This is a genomic window from Desulfomonilaceae bacterium, from assembly GCA_041662605.1.
GTDB lineage: Bacteria > Desulfobacterota > Desulfomonilia > Desulfomonilales > Desulfomonilaceae > CAJBEZ01.
This window is the reverse complement of sequence record JBAZSD010000019.1, coordinates 35,230-59,634: the sequence shown is the minus strand read 5'-3', so window position 1 is coordinate 59,634 and position 24,405 is coordinate 35,230. Positions and strand designations below refer to the sequence as shown.

Here is a 24,405-nt window from a genome sequence, read left to right as displayed (position 1 = left end):
GGAGGTTCATAATGGCGAAAGACATAGTCGCTGAACCTGATCTTCAGTTTACTAAGGATCTCATTGCAGCGGGCGGAGGCGATCTCAAGAAGTGTTACCAGTGCGCGACGTGCTCAGTGGCGTGCAAGGTTGCTCCCGACAACAACCCATTTCCACGAAAAGAAATGATCTGGGCTCAATGGGGTCTAAAGGATAAGCTACTCAATGATCCCGACATCTGGTTGTGCCATCAGTGTAATGACTGCTCAACCATGTGCCCACGCGGCGCCAATCCTGGTGACGCCCTAAAGGCAGTGCGAAAGATGGTGATTCAGAATAACGCGAAGCCTGCTTTTTTCGGAAAACTGGTTGGTGAATCTTCCATGTTCGTGCTTGCTCTGGGAATCCCAGCGGTTGTTGTACTGTTGATCTTGTTGATAAGCGGTTTCTCGTTTCCAGAAGGCGCAGTAAAATACTCGGCACACCATTTGAGCCCAAAGGATGGTTTCATCTATTTGCCTCTAGTTCAGGTCATATTTACGGCTGCCCTAGTTTTTTCCGTGGTTTCACTTGTCATGAGCCTTAAATCATACTGGACTAGTCTGGAAACTAACAATCCTATTCCGGTAGGGTCCGCGAGAAAGGGTTTTATCCCAAGTCTTTTGGAAGCCCTGTCGGAAATCTTGCCACACACCACGTTTAAGGAATGTGAAGCGAACAACATTCGTTATTCCGCCCATTTGTTGACTTTTTGGGGTATGATAGGATTGCTGGTGACTACTACGATAGTCGCATTCAACGTCGACATCCTGGGACTGCTACCGCCCTCCCAGAACGGTCCCGGCACGATCCCGATAAAGATCCTCGGCAACGTCAGCGCTATTGCGTTTGTGATTGGGCTAGGAATCATGTTGTTTCGAAGATTGAATGTTCCGGACCAGGCTGGAGGAAGTTCCTATTTTGACTGGTTTTTTCTCCTGATCATCTGCGTAACAGGCGTTACAGGGGTGCTGACTGAAATTGTCAGACTGGCGGGCATGGTTGGAGGAGCCTACGTTTTGTACGCCATACACCTTGTGTTTGTGCTTAGTCTGCTATTGTATCTTCCGTTTTCCAAGTTCGCGCACCTCGGATATAGAACAGTAGCAATTACATGGGCAAAGTCAGCGGGTCGCAACATTATGTTGCCAACGCAGCCAAAGTGTGTGAATGCGCCTTCTATGGAAGCGTAACAATCTCGTCTTTAGACCTGTAATTTAGTTCACAAAAGAAGGGCGAACGATCTTTAGCGTTCGCCCTTCTTGTTGGCAGGATTACCTATGAAAATGACCGACTGCGACAGCAAACCAGCCAGGTATGTTTAACAGGAAATCCTTCTTTCGAAGCGCTCCCAAAGGAGGTCAGCGACCTCGAATCCAAATTCCTGACAGTCACCGTCAAAATTACCTAAATATATAGAGAGATCGTTGGTCCATCTCGATCTCTCACAGTCCATGAATCGCCTTAGAAAGTTGCCATAAAGCCCTTCTATCATGTAGGGTGTGGTTCTTTCCAACTCCCTAACCATCTGTTGAGCTTTGTGAACTCTCTTTCCCGTATTGGAAGCCATTTTGTAAATCTCCTCCTCAACAAGCATCCTAATAGATTTAATAATAATGACACGTGAATTTCGCAAGTATTAACTCAAAATCAAGGCTGGATGACGCCGACTGAGATTCGGAGGTTCATCTGACGCTTGACTATCGACGGTTTACTTTGATCTAGCCTGTGTGACATAAAAATGATAGTCTCCACCGGGGTCGTTGTAGGGTACTTGTAACGACCGATTGAATAGTCTGAACAACTTATGATCATAGAGATCAGTTTGAAAAAGAAAGGATATCCGTTTTGATCAGTAGATATTCACGTAAACAAATGCAGGACATCTGGAAACCGGAGAATCGTTTTCAGAAGTGGTTGGACATTGAACTTGCAGTATGCGAAGCATGGGCTAAACGGGGATTGATCCCTGCAGCATGCATGACCCGTATACGCGAAAAGGCCTCCTTCAATGTTGACAGAATAGATGAAATAGAAAAGACCACTCGCCACGATGTCATAGCCTTTACGACATCAGTAGCGGAATTTGTCGGCGAGGATTCCAGGTTTATCCACAGGGGGTTGACTTCCTATGATGTTGTGGACACCGCTCTGTCTTTGCTGATGAAACAGGCCGGAATACTGATAAGAAATGACATAGTTGATCTCATGGAGGCGCTCAAGAAGCGAGCTTTTGAAACCAAGAAGACGCTGATAGTGGGAAGGTCACATGGAATCCATGCTGAACCGAGTACTTTCGGACTGAAGTTAGCGATATTTTATTCGGAAATGGACCGAAACCTCAAACGTTGGGACGCCGCTCTGCAAACAATCTCAGTAGGCAAGATTTCAGGGGCGGTAGGAACCTACGCGCATCTTTCTCCGGAAATGGAAGAAGAAATTCTAGCCGGCCTCGGATTAGCGGCAGCTCCCGTGTCTAACCAGATTATTCAACGGGATCGACACGCGGAATATTTCGTAGCGCTCGCGTTGATTGCATCAAGTATAGAAAAACTTGCGATGGAAATCCGCCACCTACAGAGATCTGAAGTGAGTGAGGTAGAGGAATTTTTCCACCCAGGACAAAAAGGATCATCAGCCATGCCTCATAAGAGGAACCCGGTGCTCACTGAAAACCTGTGTGGATTGGCTAGACTGGTTCGTGGTTATGCATTGTCGGCCATGGAGAATATCCCATTATGGCATGAACGCGATATATCACATTCGTCGGTTGAGAGAATAATCTGTCCCGACGCTACCATACTTGTGGATTTCATGCTGAACCGAATGACCTCGGTTATCAAGAACATGAGAGTCTTTGAAGATCGTATGATCCGTAACCTCGATTCAAGCAGGGGACTTATATTCTCAGAATCAATACTCATCAAACTTGTAGATAAGGGGTTGACCCGGGAACGCGCGTACCTTTTGACGCAGAGAAACGCTATGCGAGCGTGGGAGAAAGGCTTGAACTTCAAGGATGTTCTGCTTGAGGATGCAGAACTCCTGAAAATTCTAACTAAGGACGAAATCGTATCAGCTTTCGACATTAATCATTCGCTAAGATGGGTGGACGAGACATTTAATCGCGTATTTAATTCATAAATTTGCAAAAGAATCTTGACACTTTCGCTAAAATGTATAATGGAAAATATAGGTTTAGGAGAATCAATTACAATTCATTTCCTAAAACTAGCAATATAGGGATTTAATATTTATAGACGGTCCAAGACTTTTTACACTTTTGGTGACTAAGAGGGAAAATGACGAGATTATCCGTAAGTTGGCTTAATCCTTTCAAGGATACATTCACCGCGATGAAGATTACAAATTTATGGTCCGGGGTCGTCGAAAGAATCAAGGGTTCCAAATCCCGTCGTAAGCTTACAGACCCTCTCAAGGATATGCCTTTGATTCCCTCACATAAACCTAAAGCAACCCCTGGGTTTTCGGTAGTCTTAATTAATGAACGTCGAGGACCTACTCAGTATGACCTTACTGGAAAGAAATTCCGTTTGGGGGTTGTCGGAACGGTGATCATCGTTTTCCTGGCCGTCTTTGGTGTTTATTCAGCGCTGAAAGGCCTATTCGGATTCGGTTATATAATGGCGGACGGATATACCAAAGGAATCGTAGATTTGGCCGTCATGCCATCTCAAAGTCAAGATTCAACGGGAGCTGCGGACCGTCAGTCGCAGGCCTATTCATCCTCCGCCGGTTCAGGGGCTGCTACTCAACAAAGCGGATCCTTGGGTGACAGCGATTCTTCAGCCGATTCGGACACTTCCCATCAGGATTCCCAGTCTGACAACGCCGGCGCCCTCGTTCAGTCATCCGAAAAACTGGAAGGCGCCCTTTCTGCGAGTCTCGGCAAATCTCAGCAGACACACACAACTCAAAGCTCGAGCGCTTCAGCGTCGTTAAATACCGGCGCCGCTGGGGTGTCAACGGGGCGTCAATCCGCTATGCCGACTCAGGATTTGTCGAATGGCCGCATCATCAATTTTAACGCCCAGGATGTTACGGTCAAACCGACGAACGTTAACAGTGGCACACTAAGTTTCCGTCTGATTAAGGATCATTCGGACATACTTTTTTCGGGTTATCTTTTCGTTTTTGTGGAGATGCGGGACAAAAGGGGAGAGACAAAGATCTATGTATATCCCGACAAAACCCATCTTGGAGAAGGAGATCTGCCTTCCAATTTCAGGGAGGGGGAAAACATATCTTTCAAGTATAATTCTCGGGTAGAGCTTCCATACGGCGACATTAGAGCTGGGGCCGGCCTGGCAAGAGTATCCATTCTTCTTTATGGTGACGACGGAAAAATAGTTTTTCAGCGGGGCTTTGAGAAAAAGGAACTTCTGGTGGCAGGCCCCACGGGACAGCAACACACGGATGGGGCCAAACCAAAGCCGACTGAAAAAAGAAGAGCGTTATAGACTCAGGTTTAGGATCTGAGATAAACGAGATAGAGGCCATCCCAAAATCAGTGCATTCTATTGATCCTGTTGTCTTTATCCACAAATACATTCCTGGCTTTGTGATTGCCACATTCAGTATCGTCCAGACTCACATATGAGCAGATTATTACTAAATCCCGCACCGAGACCTTGCGCGCAGCGGCCCCATTTAGGCAGATAACTCCAGAATCCGGTTCTCCTCTGATAACATATGTAGCGAAGCGCTCTCCATTCGATACGTTGTAAATATGGACCTGTTCATATTCAATGATGTCCGACGCCTCGAGGAGTCTGGAATCTATGGTTACACTACCTTCATAATCAACACATGCGCCAGTGACAGTAGCTCTGTGTATCTTCGATTTGAGCATGGTTCTTTGCATCTGAACTCTCCAAGATTCATTCGTGGAGTAACATGTTGTCTATCAATCTGGTCTTACCGATTCTCACCGCCAGCACTGCCAGGGCCGTATCTACTACTCGGGTCAAATCCCCAAGCGTTTTAGGATCAGTCAGGCTTATGTAATCCGGATCAGCGTCCGGTTCGGCTAAAATTCTTTCCTTCATCGCTTCGATGTATGCTCTGGGATCAGGTTCACGGGCGCTGAACAATCTATTGGCGATCATCAAAGCCGCAAAAAGGCAAACTGCCTGTCTTCTCTGAGACAAGGACAAATAAGAGTTTCTGGAACTCATCGCAAGTCCGTCCGCTTCCCGAAAAGTTGGGCAGCCTACTATGCTTGTGTTGACATTCAGATCGCGAACCATCTTCTTGATGACTTGAAGTTGCTGGTAATCTTTACTGCCAAAATAAGCCCTAGTAGGAAGCGCTATATTGAGTAGTTTAAGGACAACAGTCGCTACGCCCCTGAAATGGCCAGGACGAGACTTGCCGCACAATGGAAGAGACGTTTTTTCCAATTCGACGTAAGTTTCATAACTCTCTCCATAGAGGTCTGAAACCTCGGGCATGAACAATACGTCGACGCCTCCATTTTCAAGTTTTGAGGTGTCTCCTGCCGCATCGCGAGGATAAGCGCTGAAGTCCTCGTTTTTGCCAAACTGCGTCGGATTCACAAAGATACTTACAGCGACCAGGTCATTTTCTGAACGCGCCTTAGTGACTAGACTCAAATGTCCGTCGTGCAAATACCCCATGGTTGGAACAAAGCCGATGTTCTTACGATCAAGAGTCTGTTCTCTTGCCCATTCATTCATTTGACGAACAGAAGTAATTGTTTTCATGTTACATCAATAAAAAAAGCCTTCCCGAGGGAAGGCCTACAGCGCTACTACATATATCCTTCCGTCCCGGTCTTGTGGATCCAAGCGGATTTAATTGTTTACGACTATGTTCATTTGTTCCGGGTTCCAAACAGGAACTCCAGATCACTCAAACTTAGTATAACGAGATTGCTCCGGAGGTCAAGCTGAAATCGATCTTCAATAGGCATATTAGTCCCAGTTTTTAGCAATTTCCTGATCTCACAATTCCGTGAACTCTTTGTGAAGAAACCGGTTGTTCGAATACGGATGCAAAGGTAACAACCGAGAATATGAAATTGGAGCTGGATCTGTTAACTTTGAACAGGTTCTGAAAAAAACAGGTCATGTATGAGACCTTAATGTGACCTCCTTCTCAGACAAATGAACAGAGAGGCTTTAGACGCGGACTATGAAATCGTTGGTGAGTGTCAGAAAGGCGCCTGATTACGAACTCGAGGGGCTGAAAAGAATTATTAATGCGAGTGTCGATGATGTGGGAGGCTTTGAATCAATTGTTTCCCGGTCCGACAAGGTTCTGCTCAAGCCCAATCTTCTCATGTCAGCCGATCCCGAGAAAGCCGTAGTTACGCATCCGGTTTTTGCGCAAGCAGTGGCGTCACTCGCTATAGATTACGGAGCAAAGGTTTTCATAGGGGACAGTCCACCACTAGGAAATCTTGGGCGCGTTTTGGGAAAATCCGGTTACACGGATTTCATGGCTACTCTCAACGTTGAACCTTGCCCTTTCGTGCGGAAACGCAGTATCGAGTGTTCAGATGGGCGGCTGTTTCGACGCCTTGATCTAGCTGCGGAAGTTTTCGAATTTGACCGTATCATAAATCTGCCGAAGCTCAAGACCCACACACAGATGGGGTTGACTCTGGCTGTGAAGAATCTTTTCGGGACTGTCCTGGGAACCGACAAGGCTTCGTGGCACCTGAGAGCTGGAAAGAACACCGATGATTTTGCCACCGTCCTCGTGCAGATCCTTGAACAGATACGGCCGGCCGTTTCCATAGTCGATGGGATCCTGGGCATGGAAGGAAACGGCCCCAATAGTGGGAAACCCAGATTTGTTGGCATAGTGGCGGCCGGCAAGGACGCTGTGGCCCTGGACGCGGTCATCGCTTTTCTCGTCGGTTTCCCCATCAACGCGTTACGAACATGCATAGTCGGTCAGGAAATGGGACTGGGCGTGGCTGACCTGGCAAAGGTCGAAATTATAGGCGCCGATCTCAGTTCATTTCCCTTGAATGATTTTAAACGTCCAAAGGCAATGTCAATGGCCTGGAATCTGTCATATTGGAATCCAGTCAGAAGATTTCTCGAGAACCATATTATTACTAAACCTTCGATAAATCCGTTGATATGCAAGAATTGCGGTGTTTGCGTAAGTCATTGTCCCCCGAGCGCAATCTCTGTCAGAAACGGAACCGCCAAAATAGACCGACGAATATGTATCTCCTGTTTTTGCTGTCACGAACTTTGTGGGAACAACGCAGTAGACATTCTGGAACCCTATCTGGGAAGACTTCTCTCCCGAATCAGCCGTTAGGAATTTTTCTTGATACCGTGATACAGCTCCGACCCGGCTCCTGGATAAATTCTTCTATCATCGTCACTGGACTGGGTAGGATCCGGCCATTTGCCAGTCTGCGCCTCCGCTCCTTCCAAAGTAATCGCAGATGGTTTTTTGTCGACCATTGTGGGGTGTTGTCGTATTTCATTTCCCCTGATGGAAAAACTGAACTCAACCGGTATATTGTTAGGGTCAAAAGAATAGATTGAGTAAATAAAGCCGTGATCAACCATTTCGGAAACCCAAAAGTCCGCTGCCGATAATTTGTCGCGCAGCTCCCACAAATCCTCTATGTTTTCAACTCCGAAAGAGACATGATCAAACATGATAGGTCCCTTTACAGGGGCGCCATGATCTTTTTCTATGCCTGGTTCGGCCCCGTCCCACTCGAAAAACGCGATAAGGTCGGTAGGCGATATTTCAAAAAAATAGTGCCTGTAACCGGGCGCGCCCAGGCCGGCGACCAGCCGGAATCCAAGAAGATCTCTCCAGTAACGGATTGTTTTATCCATGTCTGATGTGACCATGGCTAGGTGATTTATTCCATTGAACTTTATCATGGGCAATTCTCCTTTGAAGCGCATTTGAGTCCGGAATAGGATACCAATTTTTTGGGAACACCTTTTAGCTCTCTTTTTAAATTACTGCCTTGCAATAAATCTTCAAAAAGAGATAGGTTGCATAATTCTCTAGACACGAGAAGTCAAGGTCTGTTGCAAAAAGACACGGCAAAAAACTTGACTTTTTAGCCTAGAAAGTGTACGCGTAGAACCTTAAAATTCTTACCTTGAACGTGGCTGACCCAAACCAGGGCTGTAAGCCAAGTGTTTAAAAGAACACTAAAATTCGCGGCCGCCGACATCCGAAGTCAGGAATGACTCGAAATTGTTCAGCTTAACGGTAGGCTAAGAAGGTACAAACCGTCCCGGCTGAAAGAATAGAAAGCGCCTTCGTGCAGGATCTTTCAGTTACCCTTATAAAATTTGATCAGGCAGATCTAATCAACAGTCCGCCTGATTGAGTTCGCCGGAGGTTCTCAGGGTAGTGTTCAATGCCTGTATCAGGGAGAGCGCAAGGACTGATGTTAAGAGACATTCTTTCAGAAAACAAAAAAGACATAGTTAAACGATGGGCTGATCTTACAATTGATACGTACCCGCCTGAAGCCGGTTCGTTCATGAAAAATCAAAAGAACCAGTTCGCTAACCCCGTGGGGGCGGCTATAGCTGACGGCTCAGAAACCCTTTTTGACTGGGTAATTGGGTCAAATTCAGATTATCCCCCGGAGTTGGTCCGACGTTTGGACGACATCGTTAGGATTCGCGCTGTTCAGCAGTTCTCGGCGTCCGATGCGGTAGGTTTTCTATTTCTTCTCAGAAAAATCATCAAAGAAAAGATTCCGCAAAAGATGATAAGAGACACAAACCTTTTTGATGAACTTGTAATTATATATTCGAGGATAGATTCTCTGGCCTTGACAGCTTTTGACATTTACATGAAATGCCGTGAGAAACTTTTTGAAATACGGGCCATGGAAATCAGGAATCGGTCATCCCGAATCCTGGAAAGAGCGTGTATGAAATACGGGGCGCCTCACGATTGGTAGTGTCCCTTAGTGGTTCATAAAACAGTGTTAAGTTAATCGAGGTGGTCGAATGAACGCATTGTTTTCTTTGGTTTCGGCCCTGATAGCGGTAGCGGCGCTGGTGGTGATCTCTTGGTTCGGAGTAGGGGCCATAGGCCTTGACTCATTGTTTGGAGTTATCATCCCTTACATAGCGTTGGCCATATTTGTTATCGGGGTTGTTTACCGAATTGTGGATTGGGCTCGAATCCCAGTCCCATTTCGTATTCCAACAACATGTGGACAAGGCAAGTCCTTGCCCTGGATAAAAGCCGATAATCTGGATTGTCCCTACAACACGTGGGGCGTTATCGGCAGGATGTTTCTTGAAGTCTTTTTGTTCAGGTCTCTTTTCAGGAACACTAAGGCAGAGTTGAGACAAGGGCCGAAGGTCACTTACGCTTCCGCCAAGTGGTTGTGGCTGTTCGGAATCCTCTTTCACTATTCGTTCCTCATAATTTTGCTCCGTCATTTCAGATTCTTCATGGAGCCGATTCCCTCATTTGTTGAGGCTATAACGTCAGTAGACGGCTTTTTTCAGATCATGGTCCCTACAGTGTTTATCAGTGATCTCCTTTTCTTGGGGGCTGTCACAATGCTGTTCTTAAGAAGGGTCACGCTGCCTCAAGTTCGTTACATCTCATTGCCGGCAGATTATTTTGCGTTGTTTCTGATACTTGGTATTGGAGTCTCCGGGGTATTGATGAGGAATGTCTATAAAGTCGACCTGCTGGGCGTCAAGACACTGGCATTGGGCCTTTTCACACTGCACCCGGTTGCGCAACCGGGGATTCACCCAATTTTTTATGTTCATCTATTTCTCGTAAGCGTTCTAATCGCTTATTTTCCATTCTCGAAATTGATGCACGCTGGGGGAGTTTTCCTGAGCCCCACGCGAAACCTCGCGAATGTTAACCGAAGTGAACGCTACGTGAATCCGTGGAATTATCCAGTTAAGGTCCATACTTATGAAGAATACGAGGATGATTTCAGGGAAAAGATGAAAGAAGTCGGCATCCCGGTGGATAAGGAGTAACCATGGAGCTACACGATTTACCCAAACCTCAGGACTTGATGAATATAGACCTGAACAAACCACCCGAAAAAGGTTGGATGGATACCCCCACTGTGTTCAGGGACGGCACATACAGTTACCCCGCTGCAGGGAAAAATCTTAAAATACTGGGAATGGCCAACCCGCGTCAGTGGTCTCCCGCTGATGAAGATTGGAAGTTGCCGGAAAACTGGCATGAGATAATAATGAAGGGATTCAAGGAACGGTTAGAGAAATACCGATCGTTCAGACTCTTCATGGACATCTGTGTTCGGTGCGGAGCATGCGCTGACAAGTGCCATTTTTTTATCGGATCGGGTGACCCAAAGAACATGCCGGTCCTTCGAGCCGAACTTATCCGGAGCGTGTATCGTAATGATTTCACATTACTCGGAAAGATGCTTGGTCGTCTTGGAGGCGCCAGGAAGCTCACTGTCGATGTTTTAAAAGAGTGGTTCTATTACTTTTTCCAGTGCACCGAATGCAGGCGATGCTCAGTTTTTTGCCCTTATGGCATCGATACGGCGGAAGTTACAATGATCGGCAGGGAATTGCTCAATCTTGTCGGTTTGAACATTAACTGGGTAATAGAGCCTGTAGCGAACTGCTATCGCACGGGGAATCACTTGGGCATACCACCCCACGGGCTAGTGGACATGTGGCAGTTCATGACGGATGACATCGAGGACATTACAGGAGTTAAAATAGACCTGCCCATTAATAAAAAGGGAGCCGAGATACTTTTCGTAACCCCTTCAGGCGACTACTTCGCAGATCCTGGGACTTACACGTGTATGGGATACATGATGCTGTTCCATGAGCTTGGACTTGATTACACGTGGAGCACTTATGCGTCCGAAGGTGGAAATTTTGGCCTGTTTACTTCACACGAGATGATCAAACGCCTTAACGCAAAGATCTACGCAGAAGCCAAGAGACTTGGGGTCAAATGGATTATCGGTGGTGAATGCGGGCACATGTGGCGAGTTATGCACCAGTACATGGAGACCATGAACGGGCCCGCTGATTTCCTCGAAGAACCCGTTTCACCCATCACAGGAACCAAATTCGAAAACGCCAAGCAGACCAAAATGGTCCACATAACAGAGTTTAGTTCGGACCTGATTAAGAATGGCAAGCTAAAGCTCGACCCAAGTCGTAACGATAAATTCATAGCGACATATCATGATTCATGCAACCCGGCTCGTGCGGCCGGACTCCTTGAAGAGCCTAGATACGTCATTCGGAATGTAATGAACAATTTCCATGAAATGCCCGAAAACACCATCAGGGAGCAGACCTTCTGCTGTGGTGGCGGCGCAGGCCTGGGAAACGACGAGAACATTGACATGCGTATGCGAGGGGCCTTCCCTCGGGCCAGCGCCTTACGGCACGTTAGAGACAAGTATGATGTAAACCACCTTTTGTGCATGTGCGCAATTGATCGCGCTACTCTGACCGCCATGACTCATTACTGGGCGCCGGATGTGTCGGTTGGTGGAATTCATGAACTTCTGGCCAACGCATTGGTTATGAAGGGTGAGAACGAGCGAACTCTCGATTTGCGAGGCGAACCCTTTGGGGACGAAGAGGAGGACGAGTAGAATGTATAACGCTGGAAAAATCTTAATCGGAATCGTTATATTTCTCGCCCTGATTACATCGCCTTTCTGGTACAATTTCGGCAAGGCCTCTACCCCACCAAAACTGGAGGTTGGCACGAAGGAGAAGCAATGTGTGGAATCAAAGGCTTTCATGCAGGCCAACCACATGGAGCTTTTGAACCAGTGGAGAGATGAGGTGGTGAGAAATGATAAGCGAATATATGTGAATTCCTCTGGTAAGGAATTCAACATGAGTCTCCAGAACACCTGCTCCAAGTGTCATTCAAGCAAGACCAAGTTTTGTGACCGTTGCCACAACTACTTGAATGTGGCTCCGAATTGTTGGGATTGTCACATAGCGCCGAAAGAACAGGAGCAGCAGGCCGGAAGGAGCGTTAACTAATGGACGAGACAAGAAGAACATTCTTGAAGGTCGCCGGTCTGTCAGTGCTGGGTTTTGGCGCCAAGCCGGTGGCTGAGGCTGTAGCGGGAAACGCAGAGCCAAAATTTGAAAGAGACCCAAAGGCCCTTAATGGGAAGAGATGGGCCATGGTTGTGGACCAAAAGAAATGCCTTAACGCCAAGGAGGGCTGCAAGGATTGTGTGCAGGCGTGTAACGATGCTCATAACATTCCGGATTTTGGTAACCCTAAAGATGAGGTTAAGTGGATCTGGCAAACTTCCTATGAACATGCCTTTCCGGGACAGGAAAATCCTTACATCGAGGGTTTTGTGAAGGACAGTCTTAAAGGTTTGCCGTTTATGGTCCTTTGCAACCATTGCGATAATCCACCATGCGTTAGGGTTTGTCCGGTCCAAGCCACTTTCCGCCGTCCAGACGGAATCGTGCAGATGGATTATCATCGTTGCATCGGTTGTCGTTTTTGTATGGCGGCTTGTCCATACGGCGCAAGAAACCTTAACTGGCGGGATCCAAGGCCTTTCATAAAAAAGGAAAATCCGGAATTTCCGACACGAAGCAGAGGCGTCGTGGAGAAATGTAATTTCTGCTCGGAGCGTTTGGCTGTCGGTAAAATCCCGGCTTGCGTTGAAGCCTGTAAGGAAAAAGCGCTTGTTTTTGGCGATTTGGAGGATTCTAAGTCGGAAGTTCGAGAACTGTTGCGAGCTCATCCGTCAATTCAACGTAAACCCCATTTAGGCACACGTCCGCAGGTTTATTATATTTTGTGAGGTAACCATGCTTGAAAAGGCTTTAAGAGGTAATAAGAGCTATTTTGCGTGGATAGGTTTTCTTCTGATCCTGTTCGGAATGGGCTTCAGGTTTTACCTGATGCAGCTCAGCTATGGTTTGGGAATCACCGGGATGAGCCGTGATGTTTCCTGGGGACTGTACATAGGACAATTCACGTTCCTTGTCGGCGTGGCCGCTTCGGCTGTTATGCTGGTGCTCCCATACTACCTTCACAATTACAAGGTATTCGGGAAAATCACTATCCTGGGTGAATTCCTGGCCGTGGCCGCCGTTACGATGTGTCTGTCATTTATTGTGGTAGACCTCGGGCGCCCTGACAGAGCATTCAACGTCCTGTTGTACCCCACGCCTAATTCAGTGCTCTTCTGGGACATGGTGGTGTTAAACGGATATCTGTTCTTAAACATCTTTGTCGGCTGGACAGTGTTGGAATCGGAAGCCAAATCCTGTCCACCTCCGAAGTGGATCAAACCGTTTATCTATCTGTCAATACCATGGGCCGTTAGTATTCACACGGTTACGGCGTTCCTTTACGCTGGCCTTCCTGGGCGTGGCTTTTGGTTGAGCGCCATCATGGCCCCGCGATTTCTGGCGTCTGCGTTCGCTGCAGGTCCAGCCCTCTTGATACTTATATGTTTGTTTCTCAGGAAATACGCGAGGTTTGACGCAGGTTGGGAGGCCATTCAGGCTTTATCCAAAATAGTGACGTACGCCATGATCATCAGCGTGTTCTTTGTGCTGTGTGAGCTTTTCACGGTTTACTACAGTCAAATTCCAGAACATATGTATCATTTTAACTACTTGTTTGTGGGTCTGCACGGCCACGATGGCTTGGTTCCGTGGATGTGGGCCTCGACCATATTAGCGGCAATTTCGCTGATTCTTTTAATTAATCCGAAGACCAGGAATAGCCCGGGAACCTTGGCGGTCGGATGCGCTGCGGTTTTCTTCTCATTATGGATCGAAAAGGGTATCACATTGGTTCTTACAGGTTATATCCCTTCTCCTTTGGAAACGGTGACTGAATATCATCCCACACTTCCTGAGATCGGTATCGTAATTGGAGTTTGGGCCCTTGGATTCCTGATTCTGTCAGTGCTCTACAAGGTTGCCCTGAGTGTTAAACTTGAATCGGCGTAAAGCTTAAATACCGAAGAAAATTCTTTGATCGGGAAAGGCGATTCTCTATAGGATCGCCTTTTTTATTGCTTTCTGAAAAAGAAATGTTAATAATAATAGATTAACTTGCACATCCCCCTAGATCGGGTCGCGTTGATTCGTGTACTGGGGATGGAAGAATTAACCCGAAAAGGAGTTCTTTAATTGTCTCTAGTCACAATGAAACAACTGTTGGAAGCCGGCGTTCATTTCGGACATCAAACCAGACGATGGAATCCGAAAATGAAACAGTACATCTTTGGCGCTCGAAACGGCATCTATATTATTGACCTACAGAAAACGGTGCGCCTTTTCAAGAAAGCTTACCAGTTCGTCCAGGACGCAGCCGCCTCAGGAGTGGGAGTATTATTTGTCGGGACAAAAAAGCAGGCTCAGGACGCTGTCCTCGAAGAGGCCTCCAGATGTGGCCAATTCTATGTGAACCAAAGATGGTTAGGTGGCATGCTCACCAACTTTTCCACCATCAAACAGAGCATCGAACGCCTCAATCAGTTGGGCGTCATTCTCGACAAGCCTGAAGAGACTAATTTTACAAAAAAGGAATTGGTCAACATCTCCAAACAGTACGAGAAACTCAACAAGAACCTGTCCGGTATCCGCGACATGAAACGTCTCCCGGGAGTTGTTTTCGTGGTGGACCCCAAGAAAGAAAATATTGCGGTCAAAGAGGCCCGCAAGCTTGGAATCCCCATTGTTGCCATAGTTGATTCGAACTGTGATCCTGATGAAATAGATTATGTGATCCCCGGCAATGACGACGCCATAAGAGCCATCCGGCTGTTTGCGGCAAAAATCGCAGACGCCTCCATCGAAGGGCGAGCGATCTACGAGGCGTCGCTGAAAGAAGACGGTGGTCTTGGCGATATTCCTGTTGTGATGAAAGATGAAGAATCTGATGAAATATCCAGTGATATTGATAAGAAAGACGTGGTATTAGAAGAGAGCGTTGACGATTCCCCGGAGGATGAGGAATCCGAAAAAGAAACGATTTAGTTCAGTTAGCGCAAAATTCGATCTGGCCCCATTTTCGCATGTCATCGACTGGCCATATACCTCGCTGTTCTGCGGTTGCCGACCGCCCGAAAGAATTGAGGCGAGAACTTTCGATTATCGATGATGGCGTGGATGCCACGGTCCTAGGTGAGCGTAGCCATTTATAACGGAGTTAAAGACTGATTCACCTGAGGCTTGGGGCCACTTGATTAGACCATTCGACAAAGAGGAGGCGATCCGATGGACATATCAGCAAGTCAAGTAAAGGAACTGAGAGAAAAGACCGGATTGGGACTAATGGATTGCAAGAAGGCCTTGATTGAGACATCCGGCAATATGGAAGAGGCCATTGATTATCTTCGTAAGAAAGGGGCTCTTAAGGCTGCTAAAAGGGAAGGAAGAGCTACTTCGGAAGGTAAAATTGGTTCATATATACATATGAACGGTAAAATCGGCGTTTTGTTGGAGTTGAATTGCGAGAGTGACTTCGTCGCAAAAACTGAGCAGTTCGCAGAATTACTTAAGGATCTGAGCATGCAGATCGCTGCTAGCGCTCCCAGATGGATTTCATCCACGGATGTGCCGGAAGACATTTTGGCCAAGGAAAAAGAGATCTATATGGTTCAGGCACGAGACGCCGGCAAACCCGAAAAGATGCTAGAGAAAATCGCGGAAGGCAAACTAAAGAAATTCTTCTCCGACACGTGTCTGCTTGATCAGCCGTTTGTAAAGGATGATAAGAAAACCGTTCAGGATATGATCAAGGAGAAAATGGCTCAGCTAGGAGAAAATATTACCGTGGGAAGATTTTCAAGGTTTCAGTTGGGTCAGTCTGACTAAAGGAGATAACTGTGGTACCCAGTTATGGCCGAGCTCTGCTGAAAATATCCGGTGAGGCGTTGGCCGGAGAAAAGGGCTTTGGTTTTGATGGATCCAAAATATCCTGGATTGCTCAGGAGATAGTTTCATGCGCCGCTGACGACCGCCAAATTGGAATAGTCGTCGGCGGTGGAAATATCATTCGTGGCATTGACGCTGATTCGGTAGGCGCTGAACCCCTAGTAGGGGATGAGATGGGAATGATCGCTACTGTGATCAATGCCCTGGCTCTAAGATCCGCAATTAGATCCTTGGGTCGAGACACTTCGGTCATGTCCTCTTTCAATGTCGGTCAATTCGTTGAAGCTTATTCCAGAGAAGCCCTGAAGAAGTGTTTCGAAAACCGGGAAATTGTGATTTTCTCTGGGGGCACTGGCAATCCCTGTTTTACAACCGATTCAGCGGCGGCTCTTAGAGCGGTTCAGATGGATGCCGACGTCATGATTAAGGCGACTCAGGTTGATGGCGTTTACGATAAAGATCCCCGAAAATACCCTGACGCTTGTCGATTTGAATCCATATCGTCGGAAGAGGTCTTGCAGAAAAAGCTGAAAGTAATTGACGCCGCGAGTGTTGAAATATTGGGAAGACGTTCTATCCCTACAATCGTTTTGAACCTGCATGTTCGGGGAAATATCAAGAGAGCTCTGAGAGGGGAGAAAATCGGGACTGTCATAACACCCTGATTTCCTTAACGTTAACTTAATCAGAGAGGAGAGGCTGACCCAAATATGTTAGAAGATTTGCTCAATGAAACGAAGCTTGCGATGGACAAATCAATTGACGCTCTAAAGAAAGATCTAAAACGTATAAGAACTGGAAGAGCGTCGCTCGCGTTGATGGAAGGAATCACACCAAATTATTACGGGACACCTACTCCCCTGAACCAGCTAGCCACACTGTCAATTCCGGAACCTCGTCAGATAGCCATACAGCCGTGGGATTCCCAGGCTGTCTCAGATATCGAAAAGGCTATCTTGAAGTCGGATCTAGGGCTGAATCCTATGAATGACGGGAAAGTGATCAGAGTTGTTTTGCCACCTTTAACGTCTCAAAGAAGGAAAGAGCTGGTGAAATTGGTCAAGAAGCTGGCTGAGGAATTTAAGGTTCAGATCCGAAATCACAGACGTGACGCCAATGAATTGCTCAAGGATCTGAAAAAGGATAAGGAAATTTCGGAAGATGATCTGCACAAGGCGCAAGAACGAGTCCAAAAGGCTACGGATGAATTCATAGATAAGGTGGATTCTGTCGCTGCTGAAAAGGAATCGGAAATTATGGAGATATAAGTTTCAATTAAGATGATTGGATTTTTTCAGTTTGTGGTCCATGATTTAGCGCCAATTTGTTTACTACCAAAACCACTCGGCTGATCTAAGAGCGCCCAATTGAACTCTAATTCCGACCCGTCTTCAAAAGGTGTTCCCACTCATGTGGCCATCATAATGGATGGCAACGGTCGTTGGGCAAAACGGCGATTCATGCCGCGTTTAGAGGGGCACAGGCAGGGCGCCAAATCGGTGCGACGCGCTGTGGAGTTTTGTAGACGCAATGGTGTGAAATTCCTGACTCTATACGCTTTTTCTACTGAAAACTGGCAAAGACCGGAAACGGAAGTGTCAGGTTTGATGCGGCTGTTGTCACAGTTCATTGACTCTGAACTAAATGAAATTCACAAAAATGACATAAGATTCAATATAATAGGTCAGATGGATAGATTGCCAACGGTAGTCAGGGAGAAGATAAACTCGGCCATTGAAAGAACCGCGAATAACAAAACAATGGTCCTTACCGTGGCTTTGTCTTATGGGGGGCGGCAGGAGATAGTGGCTGCCGCAATCAAGATGAGTGAGTCCGTCCGTTCAGGAGCGCTGAAAGATAAGGACATAGATGATAAAGTTTTTGAGTCTTTTCTGGATACTGCCGACGTGCCGGATCCTGACCTTCTGATACGTACTGGCGGAGAAATTCGTATCAGCAATTTTCTGCTTTGGCAGGCCGCGTATTCAGAACTTTATTTTACGGATCTATTGTGGCCGGATTTCGATGAAGCAGCTTTCTGGGAAGCTATAGAAGCGTTTCGCTCGAGGCAACGACGTTTTGGGAAAATCTCCGAACAGATTCGATAAGTTTAACAAGGAACGCAAATGCTCGGTGTAAGGATACTTGCGGCCGCCGTGCTGGCGGCGATAATACTGCCGACCCTTATATGGGGCGGATCAACTGGGATTTCAATCCTTGTCGCTGCTTTCGCTTTAGTTGCTGTTTGGGAACTTGCTTCAAAACTTTCGGGCCTAAGAGGAATCTTTGCCAAATCGCTACTCATGGTTCTCACGATCATAATTCTGCTGCTTTTTTGTGTTGTTCCCATAACGGCTATTGCTAGTGTAGTGGTTTTTTGTCCTCTCTTAATCCTCGCGATTCATCTTTTTTCGTACAATGTCATTGAAAACACCATTGAATCGGTTTCACAGATGATATTCGCCAGCGCTTACGTAACCATCCCTCTAGCCCATGCCATTCTTATCGGACGAGCCGACGCCGGTTATTTGTGGATCATATTTGCGCTTGTCGTAGTGTGTCTCGGAGACGCCGGCGCTTATTTCGGGGGAAAACACTTCGGTAGGCGCCGTTTGTCCGCTCATGTAAGCCCTTCCAAAACTGTTGAGGGGTTAATAGGTGGTTTCGTTGGAAGTTTGGCCGGTATGATATTGATGAAAATCATTGTCCCATCATTCCCACCCCTAGGAGCTTTACTAGAGTTGACTATACTGCTTGCGGTGGTAGCTCCAGTGGGTGATCTTTGCGCTTCAGCATTGAAGAGAAGGCTTGAAATCAAAGATTTTGGTTCAATAATACCGGGACATGGTGGGGTTTTGGATCGGGCGGACAGTCTCATCCCGTCGATTCCTATAGTCTTCTACTTCATGATTTTCTCGGGTTATGGGATCTTCTGATGAAACGAATTTCGATTCTTGGATCAACCGGGTCAATTGGGGTTCAAGCTCTCGATGTAGTTCGATGCAATCCTGATTCTCTAGAAATTGTAGCCCTGGCTACCGGTTCAAACGTAGACCTAATAGAGTCTCAGGTTCGGGAATTCCGCCCCTGCCTGATATCTGTTCCCAACGAAAAGGTTCTAAACAAACTTCGTGATCGTGTAAAAGACCTGTCCGAATCGACTGAAATGCTTTTTGGTCATGAGGGACTCAGCGCCGCGGCTACCTTTGACGCCGCTGATCTGGTTGTAGGGGCCCTTCCTGGTAGTGTGGGCTTGCGTCCCGCATTCAAGACCGTTTCTGCCGGCAAGGATTTAGCCTTGGCTACAAAAGAAGTTTTGGTTATGGCCGGCGGAATTTTCATGGAACAGGTTCGGGATTCCAATATTTCACTAACGCCGGTGGATTCCGAGGAGTCAGCTATTTTTCAGTGCCTCCAGGGGTATACGGATCACAAAGTCCAAAGAATATTGCTCACTGCGTCTGGAGGGCCGTTTCTGCGAAAAACGCCGGAAGACATGCTCAATGTCACGAAAGAAGAAACCTTGAACCATCCCCGGTGGAAAATGGGCCCCAAGGTCACAGTGGATAGCGCCACACTTATGAACAAGGGCCTGGAGGTTATAGAAACCCGTTGGCTTTTCGATGTTCGACCCGAAAAGATTGAGGTTGTGATTCATCCACAAAGTCTGGTGCATTCAATGGTGGAATTCACGGATGGTTCGATATTAGCTCAAATCGGGGCAACCGACATGAAGGTCCCTATTAGTTATGCTCTGGGTTTTCCGCGTCGAATTTGCTCTGGAACCATGCCTCTCGATTTTACAAAGATCGAGGCTTTTACATTCGAGAAACCCGACATGGAGAAGTTTCCTCTACTCAAGGCGGCATATGACTCCCTGTTATACAATGAGACCGTAAGTCCTGTGATATTGAACGCTGCTGATGAAGTGGCTGTCGAATTGTTTCTGAGAGGCCGTATACCCTTTTCATCAATAGCCAGGATTTGTCTCGACGCCTTGGATTCGATTCCCTGTTCGAGTCTGGTTTCGCTCGACGACATAGAGCAATTTCATGATGAAGTAAAAAAGACAGTCCATACAAAGTGGGACAGACCGATTTGATGGCGATCTGTTTTTTAAAACAGCCTATTGATTTCTATCCTCAAGACATATAAAAAAACCACTCAGCGCAACAATTTCTTAAAAGGTGGGAACGGTAAACAGAGATGGTTAATCGAAGTCGCTTTCTTCCGGTTGTCGTGATGGTGTCCCTTTTCCTGTTTCCAATGAGCGTCCAATCTGAGGTTGCTGTTTTGGAACTCTCATGTGTCAATTGCGGTTACAGGGGACGCCTTATTCAGGGCGCTGATGGAGTTGACCAGGCTCACAACATTCAAAGTATTATAGTTGTCTGTGAAAGGAATCGTCAGATCCGGAACATTAAAATCCCGATAGATCCGGGAGCGCCTTCCTCAGGAGAACCTCTTTTGGCAAAGAGATATGGAAATGGAAGATCTGAATTACTCGGGATGGAACTTCCCAGGTTTCTAGTTCCAGGAAACACTTGTCCGTTATTTCCAATCACAGCCTACCTCGACGCAAATGTTTGTCCTATAGATGGAAGCCCAGGTTTTACTTACACGGAGATAGGGCGGTATTAACAGGGACGCATTAATTCAGCCGGATTACGACGAATGAGAGGAAGGGTATGAAAATTTTGTTTTGTGGGACTACCTTTGCTGAATCAGTTCAGCTTTTGTCAAAATTACTGCCTGAGCATAAAGTCATGAGTTGTCCAGATGAAGACTTACCGAAAGAAAGCAGGGACGCTAACGTGCTGATACCCCTTATGACAAGAGTAGAACGGTCAGTAATGGACAGCGGGACTGTGAAGCTGGTGCAGCAGTGGGGTGTTGGACTTGAGGGCGTTGATGTTGGAGCGGCTTCAGAAATGGGCATACTTGTCTGCAATGTTCCGGGTGACGTTACTCCGAATGCTGAATCGACGGCGGAACACGCCGTTTTTCTCATGATGGGAGTTTCTCGAAAGATTAATCAGTGTTTTGACTCTCTGAAAAAAGGAGTCTGCGGTTCCCCTATGGGGGAAGCGCTGTTCGGGAAAACAGCGCTAATAGTTGGTTTAGGCAAGGTAGGTCGAGCGCTGGCACGTCGTTTAATTCCATTGGGAATGGTTGTAGATGTGTCAAGAAAAACACCTGACACAGAACTGGAAAAAGAAATCGGAATCAGAAGGGCTGGTAAGCCAACGGACATTTTAGAGATGGCGGCGGAATCCGATTTTGTCGTGTCGACCGTAATTCTCACCGATGCGACGCGTAATCTTTTTGACAGAAAACTCTTCGAAACAATGAAGAACTCCGCTTTTGTAATCAACGTATCTCGTGGACCGGTAATAAACGAGGAGGATTTGATCTCCGCCCTTAGAGACGGCTCAATAGCAGGGGCGGGATTGGATGTTTTTGCCACGGAACCGGTCGATCCACATCATCCTCTTCTTGGCATGAGCAATGTACTAGCGACTCCCCATGTCGCTGGTGTGACGAGACAGAATTACGTGGCGATTGGGGAGCAGGTCAGGGAGAATATAATTAGGTTGTCTCGAAATGAAACTCCGAATTATTGTGTAAATCTCGACGCGGTTTCCACAAACAATTGATTTTCTGGCGAATTTCCATATAAGGTCAATCTTAGTCGCTTCGGACCAAGGGCTTTGGATTTGCATTTTCCCTTTTTAGCAATTTGAGGAATTTCATGATTAATTTGGATGGCAATTGGCTTTTTTGTTGATCGCTCAAGTTAACCAACGGAATTTGGCCTCCAGCCATTTCCCTGTGACCCCCGGCGGATCCGGTTTTCCCCACAAGTTTTCCTAACACTGCTCCGGCTTGCTGTGTTCTGGCTTTTGACCTCAACGATATAAGCATCATTTCTTCAAACTCACCCATGCACAAAGACCATGTCACTCCTTCGATTCTTAACAACAAATCCGCAAGTTCCGGAATGATGGAGTCCGTTTTGACCCTTCCTATTAAAGAACAGGCGACGTCTCGGAAAACTAGCGTATTCGAAAGTCCTTTCTGAAAATCACGGAAGTAATTTATGGGGAGAGGGGGCTTCTCTATCGCACCTAGGACTCTAGGATTCGAGAGTGTGGAAAGATAATTAAAAGCGAAATGGTCAGCCTTGCAACAGCTTCTTATCAGCGAATTTGTGTCAGTTTTTATGCCGTACAATAATGCGGTTGCTACTGCTCGGGATGGTGTCAACTCTGCCGCCATGAGGTATTCGGCAATTATTGACGATGTAGAACCATAATCAGGGCGGACATCGTGGAATTTGGATTTCAGTGACTGCTTTCGTAACGGGTGATGATCTACAACTATTAAAGGAAGATGTGATCTCGTCACCATCAGATTGTTACCTGTCAAAGGCTGCCCGTCGATCAGCGCTATTGTTCGGTATGGGGACAAATCTTGCAAACGCAGTCTGGTCGTTGGAATCCTCAACCTAGTGACCATAGCCTTGTTTTCCGACCTGGTCAAAACACCGCCATAGCCCATGACGCATTTGATGTTGAATTTTTTCTGAAGAAGGTAAGAAAACCCAAAAGCGCCGGCTAGCGTATCTGGATCAGGGTTGTTGTGAGAGAGAATAAGGAACCTCCTCTGATTCAGTCCTTCAAGGAGGGAAGCCAGTTCAGCAAGCTTGGCCTGGGATTGAGTGATATCCCACCGTTGCGCAGTCATTGTCTCTTTCCACTTTAAGCTGCCTGAAAGAATCCAGGTCTAAACGCTTGATCAGTTCAATCGCAGTTGAAGCATGCGAGAAATACCGGACTAGAATGTCAACTGATCAGTCAGTATCTGATCCCCCTGAGTCAAAAGAAGCAAGCATTTTTTTGACAAGCCTTTCATTTAAAACCATACCTTTTATCGTTCCATAAGTGCGGGCAAACCTGTTTTCAATAAAGGCCTCCAGAACCAAGTCCCGTTTGTCACGCATGCTAATTCGTCCTACTATGGTTAGAGTCTCTCCAGGAGGGGCCATCGTATTCAGGTCGGGAAATGCTGTCCCCGTGAGGATTGGGAACACCCGTGGCGTTTTCAGCAGTCGTAAGACCATGAAAGCGGCAAATTGCGCGACCGCCTCCATCTGAAGATGTCCACCAAAAACCGGCATGTTTACAAAATGCTCTTTCATTAAGGGGTTTTGCTCGGGAGTAGGCACAGTGTAGCGAGCAAAACCGAGCATGCCCTCACGAAGTTCCCCGTCTTCCATTATTACCCTGTCCAGAAACAAGAAATTAGGGCCGTACATATTGAGAGTCTTGGCGATTTCCGACTTCTCAAACTTCAGCCATTTCGTGTCACAGGATGTTTTGGGAATTTTGGGCGGTCTTGTGGACGCCAATCCTATGTCAGTTTTTCCACTCAAATCCCTATACTTTACCTGCCTCACATCACCGGCGGAGTAGGCGCCGGAAACGAGGAATTTTTTAACGAAAATTGTTCCAGAAGCTTCCCTGACAAAGTCTGAAATGATCTCAACCGCCCTTCTCAATATTGCAAAGGATCCATCGGCTCTCATTTCGGCAAATAACCCGGTCACGAACTCGTTAAGATCAAGAACATTGGCTGTTTCTACGATGGATCTCCACCGGGCGTGAAGCCTGGCGTCAATCCATTTCATAAGCTCCTCAGCATTGTCCACTGAAGACAATGATTTTTCCATTGATCGGAAAGAAGGTTCAATGTCAGTATCAAACGAATCAATGGGCTTCAGCTCAGTCAAATAATGGTATATGACGGCAAGTTCAATTCCCGTGAAAAACTGTGACGATTGGGTCCATGCTTCAGGCAGAGCCGCTACCAGAGTACGTTTCCCTTCACGCGCCATCCGCTCGGAAAGCCTCTCAAGATAAGCCTTGGTTTCAGTTATGAAATAGGGCAAGTCACCTCTATATGTAAGCGCCGTCAAATGTGTATCGGCTCCCAACAAAGCTCCTAGTCCATCTACCAGGTCCGTGAAAGAACCAGCGTTGACGTAATAGACATTACGCTTGACAGCGGTCGCCATACGGTTAAATGTCTCCTGGCCTTTCAATATCTGACCAACGGCTTTCATTACCGAGGGTTGTCTTGGGAAACCACCAGCCACTGTGTGAACGACGGCCTCCAGTCTCTCAACACCCTCCGAGCGAAGCGCATCCTGAATTTGTCCCAAAGATTTCAACACTGAATTTCGGCGGTCGCTGTCAAACCTTAGAGGGATTGGAAGGAGCGTAATTCCCGCGCTCTGAAAAAAGGCTCGCTCCTTGGGGTTTTCCGGATCCAGCGAAGTCCCGAAAACTCTAGCGCCGGCACGGGTCATGGCCCTACCAATAGATGACCCATAGCCCCCTTCTCGGGCTCCAACAACTAGTACGTCTTTGCCTTGCAGCATAAAAAGTTCCTTAAAATTCAATCTGTCTTG

25 protein-coding genes are annotated in these 24,405 nt (G+C 46.9%); 19 read left to right on the top strand and 6 right to left on the bottom strand.

Features of this window, described 5'->3' with window-relative positions; all coding sequences use genetic code 11:
* Positions 1 to 11 precede the first annotated feature (11 nt).
* Positions 12 to 1,211 carry a quinone-interacting membrane-bound oxidoreductase complex subunit QmoC gene (gene qmoC, locus WC647_14345; protein ID MFA6223487.1) on the top strand — a complete coding sequence of 400 codons (1,200 nt, stop codon included), beginning with the start codon at positions 12 to 14 and terminating at the stop codon, positions 1,209 to 1,211.
* A 128-nt stretch (positions 1,212 to 1,339) separates the two neighbouring features.
* Here the strand turns inward: qmoC and WC647_14340 are convergent, their stop codons facing one another.
* Entirely contained in the window at positions 1,340 to 1,588 is a 249-nt protein-coding gene (locus WC647_14340; protein MFA6223486.1) for a hypothetical protein, read from the bottom strand.
* A 278-nt stretch (positions 1,589 to 1,866) separates the two neighbouring features.
* Here WC647_14340 and purB point away from each other — a divergent pair, with 278 nt between their 5' ends.
* Both purB and WC647_14330 read left to right on the top strand, forming a co-directional pair.
* Complete coding sequence (gene purB / locus WC647_14335; protein ID MFA6223485.1) at positions 1,867 to 3,162, top strand: adenylosuccinate lyase; 1,296 nt, start codon at positions 1,867 to 1,869, stop codon at positions 3,160 to 3,162.
* A gap of 158 nt (positions 3,163 to 3,320) precedes the next feature.
* Positions 3,321 to 4,499 (top strand): hypothetical protein, encoded by a 1,179-nt coding sequence (locus tag WC647_14330; protein MFA6223484.1) that lies wholly within the window; start codon positions 3,321 to 3,323, stop codon positions 4,497 to 4,499.
* Between the two features lie 47 nt (positions 4,500 to 4,546).
* On the opposite strand, the gene panD is transcribed toward WC647_14330, so the two are convergent.
* Together panD and panC are read right to left on the bottom strand one after the other, a co-directional pair.
* On the bottom strand, positions 4,547 to 4,903 hold the full coding sequence (gene panD / locus WC647_14325; protein MFA6223483.1) for an aspartate 1-decarboxylase: 357 nt from the start codon (positions 4,901 to 4,903) through the stop codon (positions 4,547 to 4,549).
* 16 nt (positions 4,904 to 4,919) lie between these two features.
* On the bottom strand, positions 4,920 to 5,765 hold the full coding sequence (gene panC / locus WC647_14320; GenBank protein MFA6223482.1) for a pantoate--beta-alanine ligase: 846 nt from the start codon (positions 5,763 to 5,765) through the stop codon (positions 4,920 to 4,922).
* A 430-nt stretch (positions 5,766 to 6,195) separates the two neighbouring features.
* On the opposite strand from panC, the gene WC647_14315 reads away from it, so the two are divergent.
* Entirely contained in the window at positions 6,196 to 7,341 is a 1,146-nt protein-coding gene (locus WC647_14315; GenBank protein MFA6223481.1) for a DUF362 domain-containing protein, read from the top strand.
* Here the strand turns inward: WC647_14315 and WC647_14310 are convergent.
* The gene (locus tag WC647_14310; protein MFA6223480.1) at positions 7,338 to 7,925 is read right to left on the bottom strand and encodes a VOC family protein; all 588 of its coding nucleotides are present in this window, start codon (positions 7,923 to 7,925) and stop codon (positions 7,338 to 7,340) included. The two genes, WC647_14315 and WC647_14310, sit on opposite strands and share 4 nt — an antisense overlap.
* A 491-nt stretch (positions 7,926 to 8,416) precedes the next feature.
* Between WC647_14310 and WC647_14305 the strand changes: the two genes are divergently transcribed.
* The 15 genes from WC647_14305 to WC647_14235 all read left to right on the top strand — a co-directional run bounded on the left by WC647_14305 (position 8,417) and on the right by WC647_14235 (position 21,589).
* Positions 8,417 to 8,971 (top strand): RsbRD N-terminal domain-containing protein, encoded by a 555-nt coding sequence (locus tag WC647_14305; GenBank protein MFA6223479.1) that lies wholly within the window; start codon positions 8,417 to 8,419, stop codon positions 8,969 to 8,971.
* Positions 8,972 to 9,020: 49 nt separating this feature from the next.
* Positions 9,021 to 10,025 (top strand): sulfate reduction electron transfer complex DsrMKJOP subunit DsrM, encoded by a 1,005-nt coding sequence (dsrM, locus tag WC647_14300; GenBank protein MFA6223478.1) that lies wholly within the window; start codon positions 9,021 to 9,023, stop codon positions 10,023 to 10,025.
* A 2-nt stretch (positions 10,026 to 10,027) separates the two neighbouring features.
* Positions 10,028 to 11,647 carry a (Fe-S)-binding protein gene (locus WC647_14295; GenBank protein MFA6223477.1) on the top strand — a complete coding sequence of 540 codons (1,620 nt, stop codon included), beginning with the start codon at positions 10,028 to 10,030 and terminating at the stop codon, positions 11,645 to 11,647.
* Between the two features lies 1 nt (position 11,648).
* Positions 11,649 to 12,050, top strand: coding sequence for a sulfate reduction electron transfer complex DsrMKJOP subunit DsrJ (gene dsrJ / locus WC647_14290; GenBank protein ID MFA6223476.1), 402 nt, complete (start codon positions 11,649 to 11,651; stop codon positions 12,048 to 12,050).
* Positions 12,050 to 12,838, top strand: coding sequence for a 4Fe-4S dicluster domain-containing protein (locus WC647_14285; protein ID MFA6223475.1), 789 nt, complete (start codon positions 12,050 to 12,052; stop codon positions 12,836 to 12,838). The genes dsrJ and WC647_14285 overlap by 1 nt, the downstream gene beginning before the upstream one ends.
* A gap of 7 nt (positions 12,839 to 12,845) precedes the next feature.
* Complete coding sequence (gene nrfD, locus WC647_14280; protein MFA6223474.1) at positions 12,846 to 14,000, top strand: NrfD/PsrC family molybdoenzyme membrane anchor subunit; 1,155 nt, start codon at positions 12,846 to 12,848, stop codon at positions 13,998 to 14,000.
* Between the two features lie 183 nt (positions 14,001 to 14,183).
* The gene (gene rpsB / locus WC647_14275) at positions 14,184 to 15,032 is read left to right on the top strand and encodes a 30S ribosomal protein S2 (GenBank protein MFA6223473.1); all 849 of its coding nucleotides are present in this window, start codon (positions 14,184 to 14,186) and stop codon (positions 15,030 to 15,032) included.
* Between the two features lie 240 nt (positions 15,033 to 15,272).
* On the top strand, positions 15,273 to 15,872 hold the full coding sequence (gene tsf, locus WC647_14270) for a translation elongation factor Ts (protein ID MFA6223472.1): 600 nt from the start codon (positions 15,273 to 15,275) through the stop codon (positions 15,870 to 15,872).
* A gap of 11 nt (positions 15,873 to 15,883) precedes the next feature.
* A complete protein-coding gene (gene pyrH, locus WC647_14265; protein ID MFA6223471.1) occupies positions 15,884 to 16,597 on the top strand; it encodes a UMP kinase in 714 nt (237 codons plus the stop codon).
* Between the two features lie 45 nt (positions 16,598 to 16,642).
* Positions 16,643 to 17,200 (top strand): ribosome recycling factor, encoded by a 558-nt coding sequence (gene frr / locus WC647_14260; GenBank protein MFA6223470.1) that lies wholly within the window; start codon positions 16,643 to 16,645, stop codon positions 17,198 to 17,200.
* 99 nt (positions 17,201 to 17,299) lie between these two features.
* Positions 17,300 to 18,040 (top strand): isoprenyl transferase, encoded by a 741-nt coding sequence (locus WC647_14255; GenBank protein MFA6223469.1) that lies wholly within the window; start codon positions 17,300 to 17,302, stop codon positions 18,038 to 18,040.
* 18 nt (positions 18,041 to 18,058) lie between these two features.
* Entirely contained in the window at positions 18,059 to 18,868 is an 810-nt protein-coding gene (locus tag WC647_14250; GenBank protein MFA6223468.1) for a CDP-archaeol synthase, read from the top strand.
* Positions 18,868 to 20,034, top strand: a complete 1,167-nt coding sequence (dxr, locus tag WC647_14245; protein ID MFA6223467.1) for a 1-deoxy-D-xylulose-5-phosphate reductoisomerase — start codon at positions 18,868 to 18,870, stop codon at positions 20,032 to 20,034. Before WC647_14250 ends, dxr begins: the two co-directional genes overlap by 1 nt.
* A gap of 104 nt (positions 20,035 to 20,138) precedes the next feature.
* Positions 20,139 to 20,573 (top strand): hypothetical protein, encoded by a 435-nt coding sequence (locus WC647_14240; GenBank protein MFA6223466.1) that lies wholly within the window; start codon positions 20,139 to 20,141, stop codon positions 20,571 to 20,573.
* Between the two features lie 47 nt (positions 20,574 to 20,620).
* Positions 20,621 to 21,589 (top strand): 2-hydroxyacid dehydrogenase, encoded by a 969-nt coding sequence (locus WC647_14235; GenBank protein ID MFA6223465.1) that lies wholly within the window; start codon positions 20,621 to 20,623, stop codon positions 21,587 to 21,589.
* A gap of 31 nt (positions 21,590 to 21,620) precedes the next feature.
* On the opposite strand, the gene WC647_14230 is transcribed toward WC647_14235, so the two are convergent.
* Positions 21,621 to 22,679 (bottom strand): bifunctional oligoribonuclease/PAP phosphatase NrnA, encoded by a 1,059-nt coding sequence (locus tag WC647_14230; protein MFA6223464.1) that lies wholly within the window; start codon positions 22,677 to 22,679, stop codon positions 21,621 to 21,623.
* 106 nt (positions 22,680 to 22,785) lie between these two features.
* Positions 22,786 to 24,375, bottom strand: a complete 1,590-nt coding sequence (locus WC647_14225) for a hypothetical protein (protein MFA6223463.1) — start codon at positions 24,373 to 24,375, stop codon at positions 22,786 to 22,788.
* Positions 24,376 to 24,405: the final 30 nt, after the last annotated feature.